22 protein-coding genes and 3 pseudogenes are annotated in these 24,697 nt (G+C 41.4%); 21 read left to right on the top strand and 4 right to left on the bottom strand.

Annotated elements, in window-relative coordinates:
* The first annotated feature begins 29 nt into the window (after window positions 1-29).
* The 4 genes from CAP51_RS13225 (at window position 30) to CAP51_RS13210 (ending at window position 7,932) form a co-directional block, all read left to right on the top strand.
* On the top strand, window positions 30-1,391 hold the full coding sequence (locus CAP51_RS13225) for a TolC family protein (protein WP_087621235.1): 1,362 nt from the start codon (window positions 30-32) through the stop codon (window positions 1,389-1,391).
* The gene (locus CAP51_RS13220; protein WP_087621234.1) at window positions 1,391-2,626 is read left to right on the top strand and encodes an efflux RND transporter periplasmic adaptor subunit; all 1,236 of its coding nucleotides are present in this window, start codon (window positions 1,391-1,393) and stop codon (window positions 2,624-2,626) included. The genes CAP51_RS13225 and CAP51_RS13220 overlap by 1 nt, the downstream gene beginning before the upstream one ends.
* The gene (locus tag CAP51_RS13215) at window positions 2,616-5,771 is read left to right on the top strand and encodes an efflux RND transporter permease subunit (RefSeq protein WP_087621233.1); all 3,156 of its coding nucleotides are present in this window, start codon (window positions 2,616-2,618) and stop codon (window positions 5,769-5,771) included. The genes CAP51_RS13220 and CAP51_RS13215 overlap by 11 nt, the downstream gene beginning before the upstream one ends.
* Window positions 5,772-5,940: 169 nt before the next feature.
* Window positions 5,941-7,932: a heavy metal translocating P-type ATPase gene (locus tag CAP51_RS13210; protein WP_087621232.1), complete on the top strand. Its 1,992-nt coding sequence runs from the start codon at window positions 5,941-5,943 to the stop codon at window positions 7,930-7,932.
* 512 nt (window positions 7,933-8,444) lie between these two features.
* On the opposite strand, the gene craA is transcribed toward CAP51_RS13210, so the two are convergent.
* The gene (gene craA, locus CAP51_RS13205; protein ID WP_087621231.1) at window positions 8,445-9,674 is read right to left on the bottom strand and encodes a chloramphenicol efflux MFS transporter CraA; all 1,230 of its coding nucleotides are present in this window, start codon (window positions 9,672-9,674) and stop codon (window positions 8,445-8,447) included.
* A gap of 169 nt (window positions 9,675-9,843) precedes the next feature.
* On the opposite strand from craA, the pseudogene CAP51_RS13200 reads away from it, so the two are divergent.
* From CAP51_RS13200 to CAP51_RS17630, 7 genes and pseudogenes are all read left to right on the top strand, one after another.
* Window positions 9,844-10,104, top strand: a pseudogene (locus CAP51_RS13200) (YeeE/YedE family protein); the annotation flags it as partial.
* An 89-nt stretch (window positions 10,105-10,193) separates the two neighbouring features.
* Complete coding sequence (locus CAP51_RS13195) at window positions 10,194-10,589, top strand: rhodanese-like domain-containing protein (RefSeq protein WP_087621230.1); 396 nt, start codon at window positions 10,194-10,196, stop codon at window positions 10,587-10,589.
* A 55-nt stretch (window positions 10,590-10,644) separates the two neighbouring features.
* On the top strand, window positions 10,645-10,980 hold the full coding sequence (locus tag CAP51_RS13190; RefSeq protein WP_087621229.1) for a carboxymuconolactone decarboxylase family protein: 336 nt from the start codon (window positions 10,645-10,647) through the stop codon (window positions 10,978-10,980).
* 123 nt (window positions 10,981-11,103) lie between these two features.
* Window positions 11,104-11,304, top strand: coding sequence for a hypothetical protein (locus tag CAP51_RS17530; RefSeq protein ID WP_245809164.1), 201 nt, complete (start codon window positions 11,104-11,106; stop codon window positions 11,302-11,304).
* A gap of 30 nt (window positions 11,305-11,334) precedes the next feature.
* A complete protein-coding gene (locus tag CAP51_RS17525) occupies window positions 11,335-11,625 on the top strand; it encodes a hypothetical protein (RefSeq protein ID WP_245809163.1) in 291 nt (96 codons plus the stop codon).
* A gap of 65 nt (window positions 11,626-11,690) precedes the next feature.
* Window positions 11,691-11,909: an SDR family NAD(P)-dependent oxidoreductase gene (locus tag CAP51_RS17635; protein WP_281249280.1), complete on the top strand. Its 219-nt coding sequence runs from the start codon at window positions 11,691-11,693 to the stop codon at window positions 11,907-11,909.
* A 53-nt stretch (window positions 11,910-11,962) separates the two neighbouring features.
* Complete coding sequence (locus CAP51_RS17630; RefSeq protein ID WP_342744257.1) at window positions 11,963-12,427, top strand: SDR family NAD(P)-dependent oxidoreductase; 465 nt, start codon at window positions 11,963-11,965, stop codon at window positions 12,425-12,427.
* Window positions 12,428-12,496: 69 nt separating this feature from the next.
* On the opposite strand, the gene CAP51_RS13175 is transcribed toward CAP51_RS17630, so the two are convergent.
* Window positions 12,497-13,483 (bottom strand): sigma-54 interaction domain-containing protein, encoded by a 987-nt coding sequence (locus CAP51_RS13175; protein WP_087621228.1) that lies wholly within the window; start codon window positions 13,481-13,483, stop codon window positions 12,497-12,499.
* 183 nt (window positions 13,484-13,666) lie between these two features.
* On the opposite strand from CAP51_RS13175, the gene CAP51_RS13170 reads away from it, so the two are divergent.
* The 4 genes and pseudogenes from CAP51_RS13170 to CAP51_RS17230 form a co-directional block, all read left to right on the top strand.
* Window positions 13,667-14,350 (top strand): MBL fold metallo-hydrolase, encoded by a 684-nt coding sequence (locus CAP51_RS13170; RefSeq protein WP_087621227.1) that lies wholly within the window; start codon window positions 13,667-13,669, stop codon window positions 14,348-14,350.
* A 12-nt stretch (window positions 14,351-14,362) separates the two neighbouring features.
* Window positions 14,363-16,030: a bifunctional protein tyrosine phosphatase family protein/NAD(P)/FAD-dependent oxidoreductase gene (locus CAP51_RS13165; RefSeq protein WP_087621226.1), complete on the top strand. Its 1,668-nt coding sequence runs from the start codon at window positions 14,363-14,365 to the stop codon at window positions 16,028-16,030.
* 101 nt (window positions 16,031-16,131) lie between these two features.
* The gene (locus CAP51_RS13160) at window positions 16,132-16,914 is read left to right on the top strand and encodes a sulfite exporter TauE/SafE family protein (RefSeq protein ID WP_087621225.1); all 783 of its coding nucleotides are present in this window, start codon (window positions 16,132-16,134) and stop codon (window positions 16,912-16,914) included.
* Window positions 16,915-16,927: 13 nt separating this feature from the next.
* Window positions 16,928-17,059: pseudogene (locus CAP51_RS17230) on the top strand (cytochrome ubiquinol oxidase subunit I); the annotation flags it as partial.
* Between the two features lie 253 nt (window positions 17,060-17,312).
* Here the strand turns inward: CAP51_RS17230 and CAP51_RS17520 are convergent.
* Window positions 17,313-17,557: pseudogene (locus CAP51_RS17520) on the bottom strand (IS982 family transposase); the annotation flags it as partial.
* Between the two features lie 113 nt (window positions 17,558-17,670).
* Window positions 17,671-19,371 carry a phenol degradation transcriptional regulator MobR gene (gene mobR / locus CAP51_RS13145; RefSeq protein ID WP_087621223.1) on the bottom strand — a complete coding sequence of 567 codons (1,701 nt, stop codon included), beginning with the start codon at window positions 19,369-19,371 and terminating at the stop codon, window positions 17,671-17,673.
* A gap of 384 nt (window positions 19,372-19,755) precedes the next feature.
* Between mobR and CAP51_RS13140 the strand changes: the two genes are divergently transcribed.
* The 6 genes from CAP51_RS13140 to CAP51_RS13115 all read left to right on the top strand — a co-directional run bounded on the left by CAP51_RS13140 (window position 19,756) and on the right by CAP51_RS13115 (window position 24,532).
* On the top strand, window positions 19,756-20,049 hold the full coding sequence (locus CAP51_RS13140) for a phenol hydroxylase subunit (protein ID WP_087621222.1): 294 nt from the start codon (window positions 19,756-19,758) through the stop codon (window positions 20,047-20,049).
* An 18-nt stretch (window positions 20,050-20,067) separates the two neighbouring features.
* Complete coding sequence (locus CAP51_RS13135; RefSeq protein WP_087621221.1) at window positions 20,068-21,063, top strand: aromatic/alkene monooxygenase hydroxylase subunit beta; 996 nt, start codon at window positions 20,068-20,070, stop codon at window positions 21,061-21,063.
* Between the two features lie 22 nt (window positions 21,064-21,085).
* Window positions 21,086-21,352 (top strand): MmoB/DmpM family protein, encoded by a 267-nt coding sequence (locus tag CAP51_RS13130; protein WP_087621220.1) that lies wholly within the window; start codon window positions 21,086-21,088, stop codon window positions 21,350-21,352.
* 66 nt (window positions 21,353-21,418) lie between these two features.
* Window positions 21,419-22,945: an aromatic/alkene/methane monooxygenase hydroxylase/oxygenase subunit alpha gene (locus tag CAP51_RS13125; RefSeq protein WP_087621219.1), complete on the top strand. Its 1,527-nt coding sequence runs from the start codon at window positions 21,419-21,421 to the stop codon at window positions 22,943-22,945.
* 148 nt (window positions 22,946-23,093) lie between these two features.
* Complete coding sequence (locus tag CAP51_RS13120; RefSeq protein ID WP_087621218.1) at window positions 23,094-23,456, top strand: phenol hydroxylase subunit P4; 363 nt, start codon at window positions 23,094-23,096, stop codon at window positions 23,454-23,456.
* Window positions 23,457-23,470: 14 nt separating this feature from the next.
* Window positions 23,471-24,532, top strand: a complete 1,062-nt coding sequence (locus CAP51_RS13115; RefSeq protein WP_087621217.1) for an NADH:ubiquinone reductase (Na(+)-transporting) subunit F — start codon at window positions 23,471-23,473, stop codon at window positions 24,530-24,532.
* Window positions 24,533-24,697: the final 165 nt, after the last annotated feature.

Below are 24,697 nucleotides of genomic sequence, written 5' to 3'. Positions count from 1 at the left end.
CTTTCTAATTTTTAAAAGGTGGGAATATAATGTTTAAAAAGAATGCCTTTGTGCATCGTTCGCGCAGTTTATCGCTCATGCTGCAAGCGAATATTATACTTGCAATGTCAGGGCTGGGTTTTTCTTCAGGGTTGTGGGCAAATACATCTTTAAACTTTCAGCAAACGCTGGAAAAGGTGATTGTCTACCAACAGCAAGTTGATAGTTTTGCGACACAACAAGAGATTGCCAGTGCTCGGCTTAAGCAAAGTCAATTGTGGGCAAATCCTAGTGTATCAGTTACACAACAAGGTTTTGGTGGCAATCAGGATCGTGAACTTGAGATGCGTGTGAGTCAGCAACTCGATGTGTTCGGACAACGCCGTGCCTTAAAACAACTTGCACAGGTTGAAATGTCACAGATTAAGATTGCCAAGACCTTATATGCAGCAGAAATTGCCCTTGCTGTTGAATATCTATGGTCACAGATCGCATTGCAGCAAGAAGAGTTGAAGCTGAGTCAAAGCCAATTGGCAACCAGTCAAGCCACACTTGATGCGGCAAAATTACGTTATCAGGCAGGCAGTATCTCAAAATTAGACCAAGATCGTGTCCTCGTGACACATATTGAAAATCAACGGGCTACCCAGCAAATTGAACTGGCATTAAATATTGCTAAAAAACAATTGGCAAATTTATGGGGCGCAACGCAAAGCAATTTTGATGTAAATTTTGTGCAAAAAAGTTGGCCCTACGATACTTTACAATTTGTACAAGATGCCCAAGCTAATAACTTTTATCAACAAAATCTGGCATTGCAGCAACAGCGTCAAGAGGCCCAAGCGCAATATTTAAAAGTTGTCAATCGTCCGAATCCGACTGTGTCTTTAGGTGTGGCACGTAGTCAAACTGCTGGTGTCAGTGAGCGTGAAAACCAAATGATACTGGGTGTGGAAATTCCAATGAATATGTTTAATCGTAATCAATATTCACAGCACATTATTACAGCAAAACAGGCATTGTTGGATAAGCAAAAAAGCTTTTATCAAACACAGAATCAGGCACAACTTGATACCTTGCTCACCGAATTGACAGGTCTAAAGCAGCAATACGATTTGATCAATGATCAGCAAATTCCCTTATCAGAAGAGGTTTATCAAAAAACCTTACTGGGTTTTAAGGTCGGGAAATATTCAATTACTGATGTGCAACAAGCGAGTCAGCAATTGCAGCAACAACGCTTAAATAAGATACAGATACTCAAACGAGCATGGCAAACATCATTCGACGCTAAAAGCTTAGCTTTCGGTATTGACTCAAGTGTAATTACCTCACCTGATGCCATCATGCAAATCAACCAAAATTTATGGCAAACCACGCAACAACTTAATACCGTGCTAGGAGCAGAATAATGTCAGATCATCAAAAAAAATCGCAATGGTTCTGGGTGGCATTGGTTATTGTTGTGGTCGCAGTTTTGGGCACATGGATTGTATCAAGCAAAGACAAAGGCGTATCTGCGGAACATGAACATGGCGAGGCTGGACATATGGAAGGCGCGGACAGTCACGCTGAAGAAGGGCATGCGGAGGAAGGACATGGCGAAGAGAGTGAATTTGAATTTTCTGCCAAACAATTGCTTGAATTTGGGGTGAAACTTGCGACAACGGAGAGGGGTACAGTTGTACAAACAGCTTCATTTCCGGCCAGACTGGTTGCAAATAGCGATCAACAAGCGCATGTCACCTCTACGTTTGCAGGTCGTGTTGATCGCGTATCTGTAGCATTGGGACAGACGGTAAAACAAGGGCAGGCTTTAGCAACTTTGTTTATTCCCGATCTGGTTGATCAGCAAGCCAATTTAAGTATTGCCCAAGAAAGTTTGACTTTGGCACAACAAGATTATCAACGTGAAAAACAATTGTATGAGCAGGGAATTTCGGCACGTCAAGATTATCAACGTGCTTATAATGCTTATCGTCAAGCACAAATTCAGGTACAGGCAGCAAGAAGTCGTTTAAATGCACTGGGTGCATCAAGTGGCAGCAATGGACGATATGTATTGACTGCACCACTTGGCGGTGTGATCAGTAGTAAAGACATTGTGGTCGGTGAGCAAGTCAGTTCAGATAAACAATTATTTGTGATTGATCAGCTTGATCAACTTTGGCTGGAATTTACTTTACCCAATGATGCTCAAATGAATGTCATGCCAAATCAGGAAATTCAGTTTAAATCCTTACAAAGCAACAATCAGTTTAAAGCTGTTGTACAGGCATTAACGACCGAAGCAGATGCGCTAACGGGTCGTTTGGTGGTACGTGCCAAGGTGATTACACCTGCACAGGAATTACGTCCAAACCTCATGGTGAATGTTGCGCTAAATCGTGGCACATCTGCATCGGTATTGCGTGTCAATAAGCAGGCAATTCAGGACATTGATGGTAAACCAGTGGTTTTTGTGGCACAGCAAGAACAGGACAAGATTCATGTGACGCCAACCGCTGTGGTTTTAGGTGATTATTCCAGTGATGGGCAATGGGTAGAAATTAAATCCGGATTGACCGAAAACCAGCGTTATATCAGCCAAGGCAGTTTCCTGATGAAGTCTGAAATGGAAAAAGGGGAAGCTGAACATGGACACTAAAGAACAGCTCAATCTGCCTCCAGCCGAAGGCTTATTCGATCGACTGATTCAGTTCTCCATTCAGAATGCCATTTGGGTGATGTTGTTTGTGGTGGCCTGGATTGGTGTCGGGATTTGTGCTTATAAAAATCTGGCGATTGATGCAGTGCCGGATATTACCAATGTTCAAGTGCAAATTAACAGTCAGGCCAATGGCTTTACTGCCTTGGAAGTTGAACAGCGCATTACCTATCCGATTGAAAATGCCATGTCGGGTATGCCCAATTTAGAACAAACGCGTTCAATTTCCCGTTATGGTTTGTCGCAAGTGACCATTATTTTTAAAGATGGCACAGATATATATTGGGCAAGACAACTGATTAGTCAGCGTTTGCAGGAGGCTAAAAGCGAATTGCCTGATGCGATTGAACCACAAATGTCGCCTATTTCCACAGGCTTGGGTGAGATCTACCAATGGGTGATTAAAGCACAGCCGAATGCCAAAAAAGCAGATGGTACAGCCTATACTGCAATGGATTTACGTGAAATTCAGGATTGGATAGTGCGTCCGCAGTTACAGCGGGTCAAAGGTGTGGCCGAAGTCAATAGTATTGGTGGCTATAATAAAACCTTTGTGGTTGCGCCTGATTTAAATCATTTGCAGCAATTACAAATTCCATTGTCAAGCTTGCAGGAGGTTCTGAGCAATAATAATGAAAACCGTGGCGCAGGCTTTATCGAGGAAAATGGTCAGCAGCTTACCGTGCGTGTACCGGGTACGTTAAATTCAATACAAGACATTGAAAATGTTAATGTCACGACCAAAAATGGTCTGCCAATTCGTGTGGCAGATGTGGCTCAGGTGTCGATAGGACATGATTTGCGTACTGGTGGTGCAACCTATAATGGTGAAGAAACAGTCCTTGGGATCGCCATGATGATGATGGGTGAAAACAGTAAAACTGTTGCACACGCCATTGATGTGAAAGTTAAAGAAATTCAGAAAACTTTACCCAAAGGCGTAGAGATTGAAATGGTTTATAACCGTAGTGATCTGGTCGATAAAGCCATCAAAACCGTGGCAAAAAATCTGATCGAAGGGGCGATTCTGGTTATTATTATTCTGTTTATGTTTTTGGGTAACTTTCGTGCTGCCTTGATTACGGCATGCATTATTCCGTTATCTATGCTGTTTACGCTGGCGGGTATGGCAGAACAAAAAGTCAGTGCAAATTTGATGAGTCTAGGAGCACTTGATTTCGGGATTATCATCGATGGTGCAGTGGTGATTGTTGAAAACTGTATTCGACGCTTGGCGGAGGCACAACAACACAAAGGACGTATCCTGACACGCTCCGAACGCTTTAGCGAAGTGTTTTTGGCAGCAAAACAGGCACGTCGCCCACTGATTTTTGGTCAGATCATCATTATGGTGGTGTATTTACCGATTTTTGCGTTATCCGGTGTCGAGGCAAAATTATTCCATCCGATGGCCATTGCAGTGGTTTTGGCATTGCTTGGTGCAATCATTTTATCCGTCACGTTTGTACCTGCGGCTGTGGCATTATTTGTCACAGGAGAAGTGAAGGAAAAAGAAAGTCGCTGGATGCAAAAGCTCAAAACTGGCTATGCACATGTGCTGGACTGGGCCTATGCCTCTAAATATCTAGTGGTGTCGATTGCTCTGGGTATTTTGATTCTGACAGGATTGCTCAGCACCCGCATAGGCAGCGAATTTTCACCGACCTTAAGTGAAGGGGATTTTGCCATACAGTTGATGCGTGCACCCAGTACAGGGATTGAGGAATCATTACGTATTCAGGAAAGTGTAGAAAAACAGCTACTTCAAGCTTTTCCGGAAATTAAAGCCGTATTTGCCCGGACAGGCACGGCCGAAGTGGCAACCGATGTGATGCCACCGAATATTTCGGATGGTGTGGTTTTGCTTAAACCTCGGGCAGAGTGGCCTAATCCAAAAGAAACCATCGACCAGTTGCGCAGTCGCATGTTGGCATTCGTCAATATCATTCCCGGCAATAACAGCGAGTTTTCTCAGCCGATTGAACTGCGCTTCAACGAATTAATTTCGGGTATTCGTAGTGATGTCGGCGTCAAGATTTTTGGTGATGATGTACAGGTCCTCAATCAGGAAGCGGAAAAAATTGCGCAAACATTACGTTCGATTCCCGGTGCCAGCGAGGTTAAAATCGAACAAACTGATGGTTTACCGTTGTTGAATGTCGATGTCAATCATGCCTTGGCAGCACAATATGGCATATCGGTACGCGACGTTCAGGATCTGGTTGCAGCAAGTATCGGTGGACAAAGTGTTGGGCAAATCCTACAAGGGGATCGCCGTTTTGATTTTGTCATTCGTTTAAGTGATGACATGCGTAATCCGCAACAATTGGCGATGTTACCGGTTCAATTGCCGAATGGTGGTTTAATTCAACTACAAGATATTGCCACGGTTGACACTATCTTGGGTCTAAATCAGGTCAGTCGTGAAGATGGTAAACGTCGTGTCGTTGTTTCGGCAAATGTACGTGATCGTGATTTAGGTTCTTTTGTTGCCGAGATGCAGGACACTTTGGCACAGCAAAGTTTGCCAAGCGGTTATTGGCTCGGATATGGCGGTCAATTTGAAAATCTGGCATCGGCCAAAGCACGCATGCAAATTGTGATTCCTTTGGCGTTGATCATGATTTTCAGCTTATTGATGGCGGTATTTCATCGCTTTAAGGACAGTATCTTGGTATTTAGTGGTGTGCCGTTTGCGCTGTCAGGTGGTTTGCTGGCGTTATGGCTACGTGATATTCCGCTTTCGATGTCGGCAGGCGTTGGCTTTATTGCCTTATCAGGTGTGGCGGTATTAAATGGTTTGGTGATGTTGACCTTTATTAAAGAATTACGTGAACGTTATGATTTGCATTATGCAACCTGGCAAGGTGCAATTTTACGTTTACGTCCAGTGTTAATGACTGCGTGTGTGGCCTCGTTTGGTTTTGTACCGATGGCATTGGCAACAGGGACAGGTTCAGAAGTCCAACGTCCACTTGCAACGGTGGTGATTGGCGGGATTATATCGTCAACATTGTTGACATTGATTCTATTGCCTGTGATCTATCGCTGGATGAATCAATCTAAAGCAAAAAAAGCAACATAAACGACAGAAGTCAATCTGTTTTAGTCACGAGTATGGATTGAAACAGATTGAGTCATTATGGTTGGCCGGGATTTCCGCTACTTGCTTTATATTTATTTAATGAACAAATATAGATGAGTCCATTGTTCTACATATGACAGTAGGATGGATTCAAGGATAAGGTATAGAAATGCACCAGCATCACGAACACGAGAAGAAGCAGAACTGTTGTTGTGAACCCGAAGTCGACTTCAAAAAACCATCGCCACACTGCGAAGATGGTGATGCACATGGGCATCATCATGAATTACAACAAGACGGTGGTGTATTTAAATTATTTTTACCTGTGTTAGTTTCATTTATTTTACTGGCCACCTCATTAATTCTAGATCATTTTGTGCAGCCTACTTGGTTTAGTGGCTGGATCCGTAGCATGTTTTATATTGTGGCGTATTTGCCAGTTGGATTGCCAGTGCTTAAGGAAGCTGTAGAGAGTATCCAAAACGGTGATGTTTTTTCAGAATTTTTATTGATGGGTATTGCTACTGTTGGCGCCTTTGCAATTGGCGAATATCCTGAAGCTGTTGCTGTGATGTTGTTTTATGCGGTAGGCGAAATCTTTCAAACCATCGCAGTTTCTCGTGCGCAAAATAATATCAAGGCTTTACTTGATCAACGTCCTGATCAGGTTAATCGAATTCAAGATGGCAAGGTGCAGACAATTCCCGCAGCACAGGCACAAATTGGTGATCTTTTACAGCTTAAAGTGGGTGAAAAAGTTGGTCTGGATGGGATTTTACGTTCGAAAAATGGCGCTTTTAACACGGCTGCTTTAACCGGTGAAAGTAAACCTGATACCAAATATCAAGGTGATGCTGTATTGGCCGGTATGATAAACCTAAATACTGTGACAGAAATTGAAGTCACGACGGCTTATAGCGATAGTAAACTCAGTAAAATTCTAGAAATGGTGCAAAATGCCACTACGCAAAAAGCACCGACGGAATTATTTATTCGTAAATTTGCCCGAATTTATACGCCGATCGTGGTGCTCTTGGCAATCGCAATTAGTTTGCTGCCATATTTCTTTGTCCAGAATTATCAATTTAGTGAATGGTTATATCGTGCGCTGGTTTTCCTCGTAATTTCATGTCCATGTGCATTGGTGATTTCGATTCCGCTAGGGTATTTTGGTGGGATTGGTGCAGCAAGTCGTAACGGTATTTTGGTCAAGGGCAGTAGCTTTTTAGACACTTTGGCCAATATTCAGAATGTAGTGATGGATAAAACAGGCACCATGACAGAAGGTGTATTTAAAGTACAGGACGTGGTATTTAATAGAAATATTGATCAAACACATATGTTGCAAATGGTCAGTGCTTTAGAAAAACTCAGTACTCATCCTGTGGCGACAGCGATTCATCAACATGTTGGTGAACTGACTTTAGATTTTGTATTGAAAGAAGCCGAAGAAATTGCAGGGCATGGTTTAAAAGCGACCGTCGAAGATAAAATATTATTGGTCGGCAATTTTAAACTCATGAAAAAGTTTGATGTTGATTATGATATTGACCCTGCCTCCATCATCTATACTACGATTGCAGTTGCCTATGACAATCAGTTTGTCGGATATATTACGATTGCCGATGAAATCAAAGCCGATGCCCAAAGTACAATTGACCAACTAAAAGCATTACATGTCCAAACCACCATGTTAAGTGGGGATAAAAATACCGTTGTGCAGCATGTGGCTAGACAATTGGGTATTGATCATGCTTTTGGTGACTTGTTACCAGAAGATAAAGTGGCAAAGGTCAAGGATATTAAAGCCAGAAACGAAACTGTGGCATTTGTGGGAGATGGTGTCAATGATGCACCAGTCGTGGCGTTGAGCGATGTTGGCATCGCAATGGGTGGATTGGGCAGTGATGCAACGATTGAAACTGCGGATATCGTCATTCAAGATGATAAACCATCAAAAATTCCAGTTGCAATTCATATTGGAAAACAGACCAAAAAAATTGTCTGGCAAAATATTACTTTGGCATTCGCAGTCAAGGCCATTGTCTTGATTTTGGGCGCAGGTGGGGTTGCAACGATGTGGGAAGCTGTATTTGCGGATGTGGGTGTATCTTTATTGGCAATTATGAATGCAATTCGGATTCAACGTATGAGATTTTAGGATGCATTCTCATTTAGCATTACACCAAATAAAATATATTTCATATGTAGTATAGAGATAACTACGAGCTCATTTGTCTAATCAAGCGGCGATAATCCGAGAGTGTTTTAAGCTTGCAAATGCATTTTTAACCAAATGTCTTAATTTGTCTAAGTAACGGGAATCATTTTCTGCTGTCAAGCCCATTCCCTTATTCACTCCGAATTATAGCCTTTATCAGCAACCCAGTAATTTGCATGATGAACTAGTTAGTTGGATCGGTTGGTCTGTGTTTGACTGGGGGGAACTTTAGCCAGCGACTTTAGAATTAATCAGATATCCATTCGCCTTAATTGCAAGATGAATTTTTGTACTTGCTCCACCTCGTGAGATAACCAGCAGCTATTTGTTCATCATGCCAAACTGCTCGAATGATTTCTTGATGAAACGTGTTGCTGCGTATATTTCACTATGCCTGTCTATCAATTATGATCTTCTTTTTATCATTAATAATGAGTATTTAAAAATCAAAACTAAAATTGCTTCGCATTTAAACGCTGTTGCATGATACGTTTTAACATCACTTGAGGACAAATAAACCATAATCCGATCAAGCAAAAACATGCCCATGCAAAAGCAGGGATATGAAAATGCATATATAACACCCGTACCAATTCGATGATAATAAAAAAGCTAAACATTAAGAACATGGAAACTGCTGCGGCCACCGTACCTTTACTGATATTGGAAGACATCAAGGCAAAACGATACATGACCGAAAAACTAAAGCCTTCTCCAAAACTAATCAATGTCATACCGATCAATAAACAAGGCACCAAATAAATATTCGAGATCGCACCAAAGAGCAGAAACAATGCCCCCAAGAACATGATCGGCACACCAATTAACGCAGTTTTTCCTAAAGGAAAGCGATCAATCACCTTAAGCAAGACAATATTACCCGCAATAAGGGCAAAGAAGATCGGGAACTGCGCCAAACCATATTGCATACTGCTAAAACCCAATGCCTTAACCAATATGACTGGGGATAAAGCAACCCAAAGCATTAAAGGCACGGCAATGATTGGTAAAGCAAGGGTTAATCCCAAAAAATTCCGATCAAAATATATTTTTTTAAAATCCTTAAATAAATAGATAAAAGGTTGTTTTATCGGTTTTTGTTGCTGTTCAGGCATTTTGCTTTTTAGACCAAACCAGCTTAAAAATGATAAACTGGCAATCGCTACAAACCCCCAATGCCAAGAAACATAATCAATTAAAAATGCACCCAATATAGGACCAAGCAAAGGTGCTAAAAGAGAAATATTAGCCATCAATGCCATGACTTTAATCGCATCACGTTCGGTAAAAATTTCCTGAATGGCAGCATAGCCCACAGCACTAATTACCGATAATCCCATTCCCTGCAATAAGCGTAAAGTCAGAAACTGCTGTATATTCTGCGTAAGTAAAATGAGCAGGCAGCAAATGGTAAAAAACATGACCCCTGCCAGTAACACACGTTTACGCCCTAAACGATCTGATAAAGGACCGAGTAACCATGCAATACAGGCACCGCCCAATAAGTAAAAAGACATAGAGGAAGGTGCCCATGTCGAACTTACACCAAAATCCTGTGTAATGCTCAACATCGCAGGCTGAATTAAATCATTACAAATATAGACTGCAAATTCGAAGACCACTAATGCCAGTGGAAATAATAAAGTTGAACGAGATAATTTTTGAAAAGAAGTTGATTGCATACAGACTCAAACTTTAAAAAAAGATGCAGGACTGGTAAAATAACATCATAGCCTTAACTTGTATGTATTTTTTCATGATCTAACTATACAAAGAAATAAAGCGAATGCTTGAATAGACATTAATATTATATAAAAATATAAAATACATTATTATATAATATTAATGTCCATGTATGACTATCTCATTTCATTTTTAGGTGGATTATTGCTTGGTGTTGCTGTGGTTGGTTACCTTTTCGTACATGGTCGTATCGCAGGTATTAGCGGACTTATTGGGCAAGTTTTAAACCCGCAAATAATTTTTAAAACATCAGAAATTTGGTTTTTATCTGGTTTAATTATCACACCGTTTATTTATAGATTATTTGTTCAGCCAGAAATTGAACTAAATGCAAGCCCTCTGATGATGATCATTGCAGGCTTTTTAGTCGCTTAGGGCCAAATTTTAAAACTGTATTTTAAAGATATGAATATTTAATCAGAGACCAGATTTTTATAGATCGGAAGAGGTGAAGGGTAATGAAAACAGCAGAGCAATTAATTTCAATGGCAAAAAACCGAATTCAAGAAGTGACTGTCGCAGACTTATTTGAAGCCATGAAAAACCATAAAACAATTCTCATCGATGTGCGCGAGCCCGAAGAGTTTCAAGCAGCGGCTATTGATCGCGCTGTGAACTATCCACGTGGGGTTTTAGAAATGCGTATTCATCAGCACCCGTTCGCCAGTCATCACTGTGATACTGCCCAAGCGCTTGAGCATTTGAAGGATCAGCCGATTTATTTGATTTGTGGGACGGGTGGCCGATCAGCTCTGGCTACAGATACTTTACAGAATATGGGTTTTACTCAGGTGAAATCTGTTCAGGGTGGATTCCAAGCATGGCTAGAGCAGGGTTATCCAGTAGAGAAATAACTAGATTTCTATTTTAAGTCTAATCTAAGTTTATGGACATTCAAGTGAGAAAATCATGAAGTACAAAGAATTAACTCAAAATATTTCAGGAAACTTAAAGACATTAGCGCAGGATTCTCCTGATTTAATGAAAAGTTTTAATCAATTGTCACAAGTTGCAATGCGTGAAGGTGTTATTGATCCTAAAACTAAGGAATTGATTGCTTTAGCTATTGGTGTTGCAGCACGATGTGATGGATGCATAGGTTTTCATGTCAGAACCCTAGTCAAAATGGGGATGACATTACAAGAATTGGAAGAAGTGCTTGGGGTTGCAGTTTATATGGGGGGCGGTCCCTCATTGATGTATGCAGCGAATGCATTGGAAGCATTTAAAGAATTCACAGCCTAATTTTTTCGATCATTGGAAAGCGATCTGAATCAGCATTGGCATAGCCTTTATTCGCAAACACAGGATCTGTATGGCATTTCGCCCAATCATTTTATTCAACAGATAGCAGATCAGGTTCCAATTGTGGGAAAAACTCTTGCTATCGCAGAGGGTGAAGGGCGGAATATCCTTTATTTGGCGGATAAAGCAAGACAGCAAAATGATTCAATTTCGGCAGAAATATGGGATTATTCAAAAGTTGCTTTGCAACACTTGTCTGCAAAAGCTCAAGACGCTGGATTTGATTTTACACTTAGAAATATTGATCTCAGTGATGTCGAATGACCAAGAGAACGTTATCAAAATGTGATGTGTGTGTATGGGCATTTTGATGAAAATACGCAATTTAAGGTACTCACTGGGATTCGTCAATCATTGACAGACAATGGTTGGTTTATTGGAGAGTTTTATTTCAAAGAGCAAATCCATTATCAAACTGGTGGTCCTAAAGATATCAATTATTTATACGACCCAATGTTGATTTTTTCGGTATTTAAAAATGATCATTTCTATCATTTTTATGTGGGAGAGCAGGAACGTTACGAAGGCAAGTTACATAACGGAAAATACCATGTAATTCAATTTGCAATTCAAGTGAAGAAGTAGGACATAAAACGGTTCAAGCGCGAGTATGGCTAATATGCTCATTTTATAAAGAAGAGAGGTTTAAGATGTCAACACGTTTTAATAATAAAGTGGCTTTAGTTACAGGTGCAGGTTCGGGCATTGGGCGAAGCACAGTGCTGCTTCTTGCTGAGCAAGGGGCAAAAGTTGTTGTTTCAGATATTAATTTTGATGCGGCTGAGAAAGTCGCAGCTGAAACTATGGCTGCTGGCGGTCATGCTGTTGCGAATAAAACAGATACATCTCATCCAAAGGAAATGAAATAAGCTGTTGAGTTTGCGGTGGAAAGCTTTGGGGCTCTGCATTTAATAATGCGGGTATTTTAGGTGAAGTCAATCCGATTGCTGAGCTGAGTATAGAGGCTTGGCGCAGAGTGATAGATATTAATTTGAATGCTGTTTTCTATGGACTACATTATCAGATTCCAGCAATGCTTAAATTAGGCGGTGGTGCAATTGTTAATACCGCATCTATCTTAGGTTTGGTCGGGACAAAAAATATTTCAGGATATGTTGCAGCTAAGCATGGTGTGACTGGTCTGACAAAGACCGCGTCATTGGAGTATGCTGATCAAGGTATACGTATTAATTCAGTTCATCCTGGGTATATACAAACCCCATTAATTGGAGAATTTGAGGAATCAGAATTAGTGAAACTTCATCCAATTGGTCGTTTGGGTAAACCAGAAGAAGTTGCTCAAGTAGTGGCATTTCTGTTATCTGATGAAGCTTCTTTTGTGACAGGTAGTCAATATACTGTTGATGGCTCTTATACTTCACAATAATAACGCGCTGCATAACATTATAATCTTAGATGAAATTGACCATTTTTTATAATGATAAATGGTCAATTTTCAGGATAAATTAAATAACTTGCGATAGCGCCATAATGTAGTTCTGCTGATACCCAGTGCTTGAGCTGTTAGGGTGAAATCATACTGATATTTGAATAACATCTTTTGCACGGTGTCTTTTTTTAACTTTCCTCTTTGTGGGGATTGCTTTAATGAGGTGATATAGTCACTGTGGTACTGGGTATGACTGATTTCATCTGGTAAGTCTGTGACGTCAATATGGGATTGCCCATTTGCCATGGTAAGTGCATAGAGCAGCGTATTTTTAAGTTCTCGTACATTGCCAGGCCAGTCATAATTTGTCAATACGTTGATCGCCTGCTGTGTAAGTCTAGGGCTGGTTTTTACACTGTCTTGCTGTTCTTTTAAAATTGCCTCGGCAATGAGAGGAATATCCTGTTTACGCTCACGTAAAGGGGGGATAAAAATCGGAATCACCCGTAAGCGATAGAGTAAATCCTGTCGAAAATGCCCCAGTCGAGCTTCTTCTCTTAGTGCCCGATGGGTTGCGGTAATAATACGCACATCAGATTTAATAGATTTTTCCCCACCCATTGGGGTAAATTCACCTGTTTCCAGAATACGCAATAACTTGGCTTGTAATTCCAGTGGAATTTCGGCAATTTCATCTAAAAATAATGTGCCACCTGCCGCACGTTCAAATACGCCTTTATGTTCTCTAATTGCCCCTGTAAATGCCCCTTTAACATGTCCAAACAGTTCACTTTCCAGAATATTGGCATTGAGTGCAGCACAGTTAATGGCAATAAAAACCTCATTCTTACGCTGACTGTAATGGTGGATGGCTTGGGCAACCAACTCTTTACCGCTACCAGATTCTCCACGAACCAAGACAGGAAATTCAGTCACCGCTACTTTTTCAATAATTGAATACATATGCCGCATTTCTTTGGAGCAACTATGAAATTTTTGACTTAATTCTAGTTGTATAGGGCTGCATTCGATTTTTTGTGGCTGGTGTTTCATGTATTATTTCATTTGTTGCAACATTTGAAACAAATTATGAAACAAAAATAAGTTGATTGAAATACCAGGATAAGTAAAACGAATATATTTAATTGATTTTACTGTATATAAAATTAAAAGATAAAATTGGCATTGTATTTGCAAAATTAGAATATAAGCTGATTTGATTCGAGAAAAATACCTATGATATTTCATCAATTTTTTGAAAAGGAAAGTTCGACATATACCTATTTATTAGCCTGTGAGGATACACGGGAAGCTGTATTGATTGACCCTGTGGTTTCCGAGATTGAACATTATGCCCAGCTATTGGCAGTAAAGAACTTAACTTTGGCATATAGCTTAGATACCCATGTTCATGCTGACCATGTGACGGCTGCCAATCAGTTAAGGGAAAAATTCGGTTGTAAAACGGTGTTACATCGCAATTCTGGGGTAGCATGTGGTGATATTTTTATCACTGATAAAAGTGCAATTCGGATTGGCGATATTTTAGTTGAAGCCCGTTATACCCCTGGGCATACCAATGCCTGTACCAGTTATGTGGTCGAGGGCATGGTATTTACAGGTGATGCCTTACTGATAGATGGCTGTGGTCGCACTGATTTTCAGGAGGGTAATGCTGCAACCTTATATGACAGTATTCATCAACAAATTTTTTCTTTGCCCGATGAAACTATTGTTTACCCAGGCCATGATTACAACGGCGGACTGTCTTCAACAGTTGGACAAGAACGTTTACATAATGCACGTTTAGGCAATGGACGAAGCAAACAGGAATTTATCGACATTATGCAGAAGCTAAATTTACCTTATCCAAAGAAAATTGATATTGCTTTACCTGCCAATAAAGCCTGTGGCAAATAAGGAGATAATGTCATGCAACTTAAACAGCTCAATGCTGAGTTTCTAGTTTCGGAACAGATTACCGCACAGGATGTGAGAGCGATTGCAGTACAAGGAGTCAAAACCATTATATGTAATCGACCTGATGGCGAGGGAGCAGATCAGCCCAATATTATCGAAATTCAACAGGCAGCAGAACAACAGGGCATAACCGTTGAATATTTGCCTGTCACCAGTGGTCAGGTAACGGATGAGCAGGCACAGGCATTTAGAATGATGTATCAAAATGCCAAAAAACCGTTATTGGCATTTTGCCGCACAGGTACACGCTCAATTACACTCTGGGCATTATCGCAAGGACGTGAGCAGAATCTTGAACAGACTTTACTCACTGCAAAAACGTTGGGTTATAACTTACAGGGTATTGTTCCCCGTGTGTTAAAACAGGCAAATCCACAAAGTAGTACTGGAAAATATACGGTGGTGATTGTTGGTGCAGGAGCAGCAGGAATTTCCGTTGCTGCAAGCCTATTATCACGTCAGGCTGATTTGGATATTGCCATCATTGACCCTGCCGATATCCATTATTATCAACCTGGTTGGACGATGGTGGGCGGTGGTATTTTTTCACCAGAAAAAACTGCACGTCAGATGCGTAAATTAATCCCACAAAAAGTCAAATGGATTCAGCATGCCGTTGCTGCTTTTGACCCTGAAAATAAACAGGTGATTTTAGAAGGGTGTAAACCTCTAAGTTATAATGCTCTGGTGATTTGTTCAGGACTAAAACTCAATTGGCATGGTATAGAGGGATTGGTGGAGACACTGGGGAAAAATGGTGTCACATCAAATTACCGTTATGACCTTGCTCCTTATACATGGCAACTTGTACAGAATCTGAATAAAGGTAAAGCTTTATTTACCCAGCCACCCATGCCCATTAAATGTGCCGGTGCGCCACAAAAAGCCATGTATTTATCGGCAGATCACTGGCAGAAACAGAGTGTACTGAAAGATATTCAGATTGATTTCTATAATACAGGTGCAGTGTTATTTGGCGTGGCCGCCTATGTGCCTGCATTGATGGAATACGTTGCACAATACGGTATCAATCTCAATTTTAATCATCAACTCATTAAGGTTGATGGTCAGCAAAAACGGGCATGGTTTCAGGTCACAACAGGTGAAAGCAAATCGATCATGGCAACAGAATTTGATATGTTGCATGTTGTACCACCACAGCAAGCGCCTGACTTTATTCGTGCCAGTTCTTTAGTCGATGCCGCAGGTTGGTTGGATGTCAATCAAGATACCTTACAGCATAGCAACCCCAAATATCCTGATATTTTTGCTTTGGGTGATGTGATGAATGCCCCAAATGCCAAAACTGCCGCAGCCGCACGGAAACAAGCACCGATTGTTGCGGTTAACGTGCTGCAATATCTAAAAGGCAGCGAACAATTTGCTCATTATGACGGTTATGGTTCATGCCCACTCACCGTAGAGCGAGGCAAAATTGTACTGGCTGAATTTGGCTATGGCGGCAAACTGTTACCGAGTTTCCCTAAATGGTTTCTAGATGGAGAAAGACCATCTCGTATGGCATGGCTATTAAAGGAACAAATTTTACCGCCTATTTACTGGGACGGTATGCTTAAAGGGCATGAATGGTTGGTTAAACCTAAATTCAAGACTGACTAAATCATTTTATACATCAATAACCTATCTTTTCTGGAAGATGGTTGTGGGGTTTTTTTGCCTTTAAAAAATGATTCGGTATGAGATAAAAGGCGGTTCACGGTATGTTTTTACTAGTCATAGAGGGTTTAGCGATTGGTTGCTTGCTTGGCTTGACAGGAGCTGGTGGCGGGATTCTGGCCGTTCCTGCACTGATGGCAAGTCAAGGCTGGACAGTGGCACAGGCTGCACCAGTTGGGTTATTTGCCATTACTTTGGCAGCCCTGATTGGTACCGTTCAGGGCTTATTTAACAAGATAGTCCGTTATCGAGCTGCTATCTGGATTGCCTTAATTAGTATTCCATCTGCACGCTATGGTGTACACCTATCTCATATTGTTGAACCAATCTGGCTAACACTGGTTTTCGCAGTAGTGATGCTGATTGTGGCTTATCGTATTTTCTTTAATAAAGTCAATGATTTTGAAAATCCCCCTTGTAAGGTCAGTCCCTCGACAGGGCGTTTTATCTGGAATATTAAAACTGCCTCAATACTGGGTGGACTGGGCGTGATAGCAGGTTTATTGACAGGGTTACTGGGTGTTGGTGGCGGTTTTGTAATTGTGCCTGCACTACGCAAAATCACCAATTTAGACATGTACAGTATTGTTGCCACATCACTAATGATTATTTTTTTAATAGGTGGTTTAAGTATCTCGATTCATGTATTAGACGGGTTTCACTACCCTCTTGAAGTCACATTTAGTTTTGTCTTGGCGTGTGTTATTGGCATGTTAATCGGACGTTGTATCATCACCTTGATTCCAGTACAAACGGTACAAAAAATATTTGCCACAGCGGTTACGGTTATTGCTGTCTATTTAATTTTTTCCGCATTATTTGTTTAAGTAAGGAGGTCTTATGAATTTAGGGCTGACGGCTTTAGAACTCGCAAGAATACAGTTTACTTTCACAGTTTCATTCCATATCATTTTCCCAGCCATTTCGATTGGCCTAGCAAGTTTTTTGGCCGTACTGGAATGGAAATGGTTGCATATACTGCCATGTCCTATTGGGTATTTCGGGATAAATTTAGAACAGGTGATGGTTATCACTAAAAGAATATAGCTATTAAAATTTAACAAAAAACAATGCTTTACTTGGTTGTGGCCCGGTGGTTTATTTAGTTTACTGATGATTGCAGGCTTTTTTAGGTTGTTACTTAAATTAGCATATTGATAAATCACGAGTATTCAGAAGATAGTCTGAATGCGAGTTGATGTAATTGAATAAGATGAACTATTCACTGATAACATGGAAGATGCTCAAATAGAGGATAGTTATGGTGTTTTAAAGCTGTAAAGAATGCCTTGGAATTATTGAAATGAGAAAATTTATACCAAATCGTAATGAATATAATTTCGGAAATGCACAGTTGTGTGTTTCGGATTCTTAAGCGCTGAGGTCTTTGTTTAAGAAATTTTTAGTAAGTTGATTCAAATTTCTGAAAAACTCATCAATGGCACAGAATAATTGGGTACTATCAATCATAAGGACTAGAGTTATGAGTTTGGTGTGGTAACTTAACTCATGGCTCTAGTCCTCTTCCTTTTTAAGTCTATTGCTTGTTTAGGTTATATAAGTTTAGGTTCATACTTGAATCCTCATATCAGGGTATATTTCTTTAAACGATAATCCAGCGTGGCTCGACTAATACCAAGTAGCCGTGCGGCTTCGGATACATTATTCTGGCTACGTGATAAAGCTGTTTGAATCATATCTTGTTCAAATTGCTCAAGAGAAAAGTTTTGATCCAGTAGTTGCTCAATCATATGTTGTTGGTTGGCGGCAGTCACGGTATTGACATCCAGGTTTTGTTCCTGATTCAGTTGGTACTGCGGTATGAGGTTACTTAGCTTGATTTCCTGTTGATGCTCAGTGAGCAAGGTGGCACGTTCCAGAAGATTTTCCAGTTCACGAATATTGCCCGGCCAGTCATGGCTCATCAGGTAGCTCAACGCCTTATCACTCAGTCCTTTAATGGTCTTATCATAGATACTTTCAAAGCGTTTAAGAAAGTGTTTGACCAATAGTGGGATATCATCACGGCGTTCACGTAGCGGCGGAATCATCACAGGAAAAATATTAAGTCGGTAGAATAAGTCCGCACGAAAACGCCCCTGTTGTACGGCATCAAATAAGTCCTCATTAGTAGCAGCCACCACCCGTACATCAATACGGCGGGTCTGATAATCACCGACACGTTCAAACTCACCTTCCTGCAAAATGCGTAGTAGTGCAGCTTGCGCCCGAGGTGATAGCTCAATCACTTCATCCAGAAAAATGGTACCGCCATGCGCACGTTCAAATTTGCCCATACGTGATTGGGTCGCACCGGTATAGGCACCTTTTTCTACCCCGAACAGTTCAGCTTCGATGAGATCGGGCGGAATGCTGGCGCAGTTGACTGCCACAAATGCCGCATGTTTGCGCTGACTGGCCTGGTGGATACCACGAGCAAACGCTTCTTTACCAACGCCTGTTTCACCCTGTAACAGCACTACTACCTTACTGCCTGCCGACTTTTTTAGTAGTTCACATACTTGTCTGTAAGCAGTCGATTCACCTACAGAATTAAACATGGTGTAGTCAGATTCTGAAGAGGTATAGATATTCTGCTTTAAGGTTTTCAATTCTGCCTGTAAAGCAATAATTTGGTCAGCTACAGGATCAGGCGACATAAAGCGAATTAGCTCATCAGCATTCTCCCAGGTGGTCAACGGTTTGCCGATAATCTGGCAATGCTCATCACCTTTGGCAGTGCATTTGGTTTCCTGATAGATGATGGTCTGGCCCATGACAAAGCTGCTATAACCACAGGCATAGCCGAGTAGCATCCAGCAGGCAGGCTCATCAGAAGTGCCAAACTCATTTAAATGCACTTCAGATTCAAAAGAATGCAGCCAGTTAAAATCGGCATAAAAGCTGCCAGTTTCATGACACAGCTTCAAGGTGTTGACTTCCACCTGTACCATACCTCGAATGCCGTGCATCTGCGGACCAGCCATAAAGGCTTCTTCAGCGGTCATGTTAGGACGTAGTTTGCTGGTAATTTCGGCATCTTTCATACCGGCCTGATAGCCGCAGCGAATAAAAAAATGTTTGGTACGCTCGTGTCCGAGCATTTGATAGAGGTCTTTACGCAGATAACCCATGATGCTGGTATGTAATAGCAGCATACGGTTTTCTTCAAACCAGATTTGACCATGTTTGGCATCAAACTGGATATGATCCAGCAAGTCCTGAATATCTTTATGTTGTTCCAGACGAGGTTTAAATAGCCGTGTATCCTTGGCGTGTAGCATGGTCAATTCCCATCCCAGGTGATGACTGTCTACGGGCAGTGTAGCGCATTTATGGCACTAAAGTCAGGAGATCAAAGGCATAATTATATACTCAAAAGGTATACTTGAAATGTGGCTCTATATGATGTTTTAACGTTGCATCAGAGATTACCGACATATTCATCAATTGCTGAAATCACACCATCTGGTATTTCATCAATTGCTGAAATTTACCTCCCTCGGAGTAGATAAGATCTTCTCTAAAAATACTGTGAATAATTTAATTAATTGAAAATTATAAATATTTAATTGTTGGCATAAGTTTTGATTTATATCTGATGATGCAGGATCGCAATGTAAAGATTTTTCTTTAAAGCAATTTTATCAAAATCAGGGACAGCCAACATGAGTGACTTTACTTCTTTGAATGCCGGTTTTACCAAATACATTCGGGTAACAGGGGATCGTCATGCCAAGTTTGTCGAATTCGACTTCGCTATTAACGATCCCACACTGTTTGTAGAGCTGGTTTTGCCACAACAAGCATTTGTGGATTTTTGCCAGATCAATCAGGTGGTCGAAATGACTGAGCAACAACAGCAACTTAATGATGCTTTGGAAGATAAATGGCGTTATGGCATAGAGCCGACTCTCGTGCGTCAGGCACGCTACCATTCTGATCAAGATGATCACTCTTAAGTCGATACGGAGATAAGCATGACTTTAGAAATTAAAACCTCAAGCGTTCAGCCCGTTCGCCAGACTTACGCCTATATCGAGCGTCGTTTTGGCAATAAGCCTGCTACACGTTATCAGGAGGTCAGTTTTGATATTCAGGGCGAAGCCAATTTTCATTATCGCCCATTATGGAAGCCAGATAAAACTTTGAACGATAAAACCTATACCGCACTGGTGATGCAGGACTGGTATGCCTTTAAAGATCCTCGTCAGTTTTATTATGGCGCATATGTACAACATCGGGCACGTCTACAGGACAGTAGTGAAAATAATTATGCTTTTTTTGAAAAGCGCGGTTTGGTCGATAACTTGAGTGATGAAGTTAAACAGAAAATCATCACGGCATTACTGCCATTTCGCTATGTCGAGCAAACCGCCAATTTACATATGATGTCGGGCAGTGCTTATGGTTACGGTACGGTGATTACACAGGCCTGTATCTTTGCGGCGATGGATCGTTTGGGTATGGCGCAGTATTTGTCTCGTATCGGTTTAATCATTGATAACAATTCTGCCCAGGCTCTGGATCAGGCTAAAAAGCATTGGATGAATGATGCAGCGTGGCAGCCTTTACGTCGCTTATGTGAGGTGAGTCTGACTGAACAGGATTGGTTTAAGTTGTATCTATTGCAAACTTTATTGATCGATAGCATGTTGCAGGCTCTAGTTTATAGTGAGCTGGATCAATGGTTAGTACAGCATCACGGACGTGATGTGGCGATGCTGACCGAGTTTATGCAGGAGTGTAATAGTGACTTACGCAAATGGTCGGATAGTGTGCTCAAGACAGCGGTAGTTGAGTCGGAACACAATAAAGCCTTAATTCATGAATGGATAGGAGAACTGTTGCCACAGGTCAAATCTGCATTTGAAGCATGGGCTAATGTGGGATTGGAACAGAGCAATGTTGACAGTGGAATGATCTTGATTGCTGAACGCTGTAAACGTGCAGGTTTGATACTCAATTTGGTTTAAGGGATTTCAGGGAGAGCAACACATGTCAAAAGTTTATTTAGCACTACAGGACAATGACACCTCACGCTATATCGTCGAGGCGATTGAACAGGATAACCCTGAAGCGACAATTCAGTATCTGCCTGCCATGATTCGGATTGAAAGTGATGGCGAACTGGTGATTCATGCTGAAACCGTGGCAGAAAAACTCGGACAAGACTGGGATATTCAATCCCTGCAACTGAACATGATCACATTGGGCGGAAACGTAGAAGAAGATGATGACAGTTTCAGATTGAAATGGAATTAACCTATTTCTCAATCCTATTTTTAGGATTAAAGACCTAGATAACAAATAATGAACAAGGATTTCAGGATGAATAGTCAAGTTAAAAAACCAAGTAAAAAACTCAATGCCAAAGATCGCTATCGTATGCTGACTCGCGATTTGGATTGGGAGTTCTCGTATGCAGATCGTAAAGATGCCTTTCCTTATGAAGAATTCGAAGGCATCAAAATTACGGATTGGTCGAAGTGGGAAGATCCATTTCGCCTGACTATGGATGCGTACTGGAAATATCAGTCGGAAAAAGAGAAAAAATTGTATGCAATTTTTGATGCTTTTGCACAGAACAATGGACAATTGAATGTCACCAATGAACGCTATCTTAATGCCATCAAGCTGTTTTTGACGGCAGTGACCCCATTGGAATATCAAGCCTATCAGGGTTATGCACACGTGGGTCGTCAGTTTGGTGGAATTGGGGCTCGCATTGCTTCACAGATGCAATCTATTGATGAACTGCGTCATGTGCAGACCCAGATTCATGCCATGAGTCATTACAACAAGTTTTTCAATGGTTTCCATGATTGGGCACACATGCATGATCGTGTCTGGTATTTGTCTGTACCTAAGTCTTTCTTTGAGGATGCACGTTCGGCAGGACCATTCGAGTTTTTGTTGGCGATTAGCTTTGCCTTTGAGTATGTGTTGACAAACTTACTGTTTGTACCATTTATGTCGGGTGCAGCCTATAACGGTGATATGGCCACAGTGACGTTTGGCTTTAGTGCGCAATCGGATGAAGCACGCCATATGACTTTAGGGCTGGAAATCGTCAAGTTTCTGCTCGAGCAGCATGAGGACAATGTGCCAATTGTACAGGAATGGATTGATAAGTGGTTCTGGCGTGGAACCCGGTTACTATCAATTGTTGGCATGATGATGGACTATATGTTACCAAATAAAGTGATGTCATGGAAAGAAGCTTGGGAAACCTACTTTGAAGAAGCTGGTGGTGCATTATTTAAGGATTTAAGCCGCTACGGTATTCGTATGCCGAAATATAGCGACGTTATTCTTAAGGAAAAAGAACATGTTTCGCATCAGGCTTGGTGGATCTTCTACAACTTTGGTCATGCAGCAGGCTTCCATACATGGATCCCGACTGATGAGGAAATGGACTGGTTATCGGAAAAATATCCAGATACTTTTGATCGTTACTACCGTCCGCGTTGGGAGTTGGCACGTAAATTAGAAGCCGAAGGGAAACGTTTCTATTCGGATGGTTTACCACAGCTTTGCCAAATTTGTCAGATTCCGATGACGTTTACCGAAATGGATGGCGATCAGTCCATGTTCAGTTATCGGGATGCAATTTATAACGGCGAACGTTATCACATGTGTTCAGATGGTTGTCACGATATTTTCTGCCGTGAACCTGAAAAATATGTACAGGCATGGCTGCCTGTCAATCAGATTCTACAAGGCAACTGTGGTGGTCCAGACCTCGAAACTATTCTGAAAGAGTATTACCACATTCGTGCAGGTGAGGATAATCTGGACATTGAAGGCTCACCTGACCAGCAACTGTGGAAAAAATGGAAAGGTCAAAGCGCCTAAACCAGCTTGTATAACGCAAATATATCAATACGAGATGAGTCTGTATTGATGAAATTGTGAAAAAATATGTCCTTAGAGACATCAAGGATATCTCGGCTATTTGCAGGGAAGAAAGCAATGCAAATATCCAAAAATAGGAGAATTAGACATGCCAGTACGTGCTATTACTGAAAATTACAACTTTAGCCCCAGAGATACACAGGCCAACTATGGTGACAATATTTTGATCTACATTGGTTGGGATCATCACACTTTATTTTGCTCTGCCAAAGCTTTTTTAATTTCACCACAGGTCACATTTCAACATCTTTTGGAAACATTAATGCCAGCAGGCTTCTCACAGCACCCTGAATTTAATGTGATTAACTGGCAGAAAGCAGAATTTCAACTTGATCGAAAAGAACTCAAACTTCAGCCAGATGCCACTTTGGCAGAACTGGGCTTTGGTCATAAGTCACTGTTACGCTTTTCGACATCAGGTTTAAATGGCTATAACAATGCCTATGTCTAATCAGGAGGTATGAAATGAGCTATCAGGTTACGATTGAACCGATCGGCACCATCATTGAGGTCGCCGAAGATCAAACCATTCTTGATGCAGCATTGCGTCAGGGAGTTTGGTTACCCTTTGCTTGTGGTCATGGCACATGTGGAACCTGCAAGGTACAGGTGACAGATGGATTTTACGATGTCGGCGAGGCTTCACCTTTTGCGCTGATGGACATCGAACGGGAGGAGCAGAAGGTCTTGGCCTGTTGCTGCAAGCCTGAGTCGGATATGGTGATTGAAGCAGATGTGGATGAAGACCCAGACTTTCTTGGCTATCTGATTGAGGATTATCAGGCCGCTGTGCTGTCGATTAGTGATCTTTCTCCGACCATCAAGGGCATTCGTTTGCAGATCGACCGTCCGATGCAGTTTCAGGCAGGGCAATATATCAACCTGCAATTGCCTGACATTGATGGCACACGGGCTTTTTCAATTGCAAATTCACCGAATGAAACTGGCATTATTGAATTGCATATCCGTCATGTACAGGGCGGTGTGGCAACCAGCTATGTACATGAACAGCTTTCGGTTGGAGATGAATTACAACTTTCAGGACCGTATGGACAATTTTTTGTACGTAAGTCTGATATGCAGGATGTGATTTTTATTGCAGGCGGTTCAGGACTGTCCAGCCCGCAGTCAATGATTCTGGATCTGCTGCAATCTGGCGATACCCGTACCATTTACCTGTTCCAGGGAGCAAGGGATGTTGCCGAACTGTATCATCGCGAGCTATTTGAGGATTTGGTCAAGCAGTATTCCAATTTTCGCTATATTCCTGCCTTGAATGCACCAAAAGCGGATGATGAATGGACAGGTTTTACCGGCTATGTGCATGAGGCAGTTGCCGATTATTTTGAGCAGCGCTGTACCGGGCATAAGGCTTATCTATGTGGGCCGCCACCCATGATTGATGCAGCAATTTCCACACTGATGCAAAGCCGTTTGTTTGAACGGGACATCCACACCGAACGCTTTCTGAGCGCTGCCGATGGTGCAAAAGGCCAATCGCGTTCGGCATTGTTTAGGCACATTTGATCAGTTTGGATTTAAAAACATTAAATTTAGACCTGAACTTTTAAGCGTCCAGTTTTTTGATGAAGCATTTTCATCAGATTACTGCGTTTAAGTATATGTCGAATTCCGAGGATTGGAATTCTATTCAGGTCTAATCCATTATTAAGGACATAAGATATGAAGCGG

The organism is Acinetobacter populi (genome assembly GCF_002174125.1).
Taxonomy (GTDB): Bacteria; Pseudomonadota; Gammaproteobacteria; order Pseudomonadales; family Moraxellaceae; genus Acinetobacter; species Acinetobacter populi.
The sequence above is the reverse complement of the archived record's forward strand: the minus strand, read 5'-3'. Positions and strand labels throughout refer to the sequence as shown.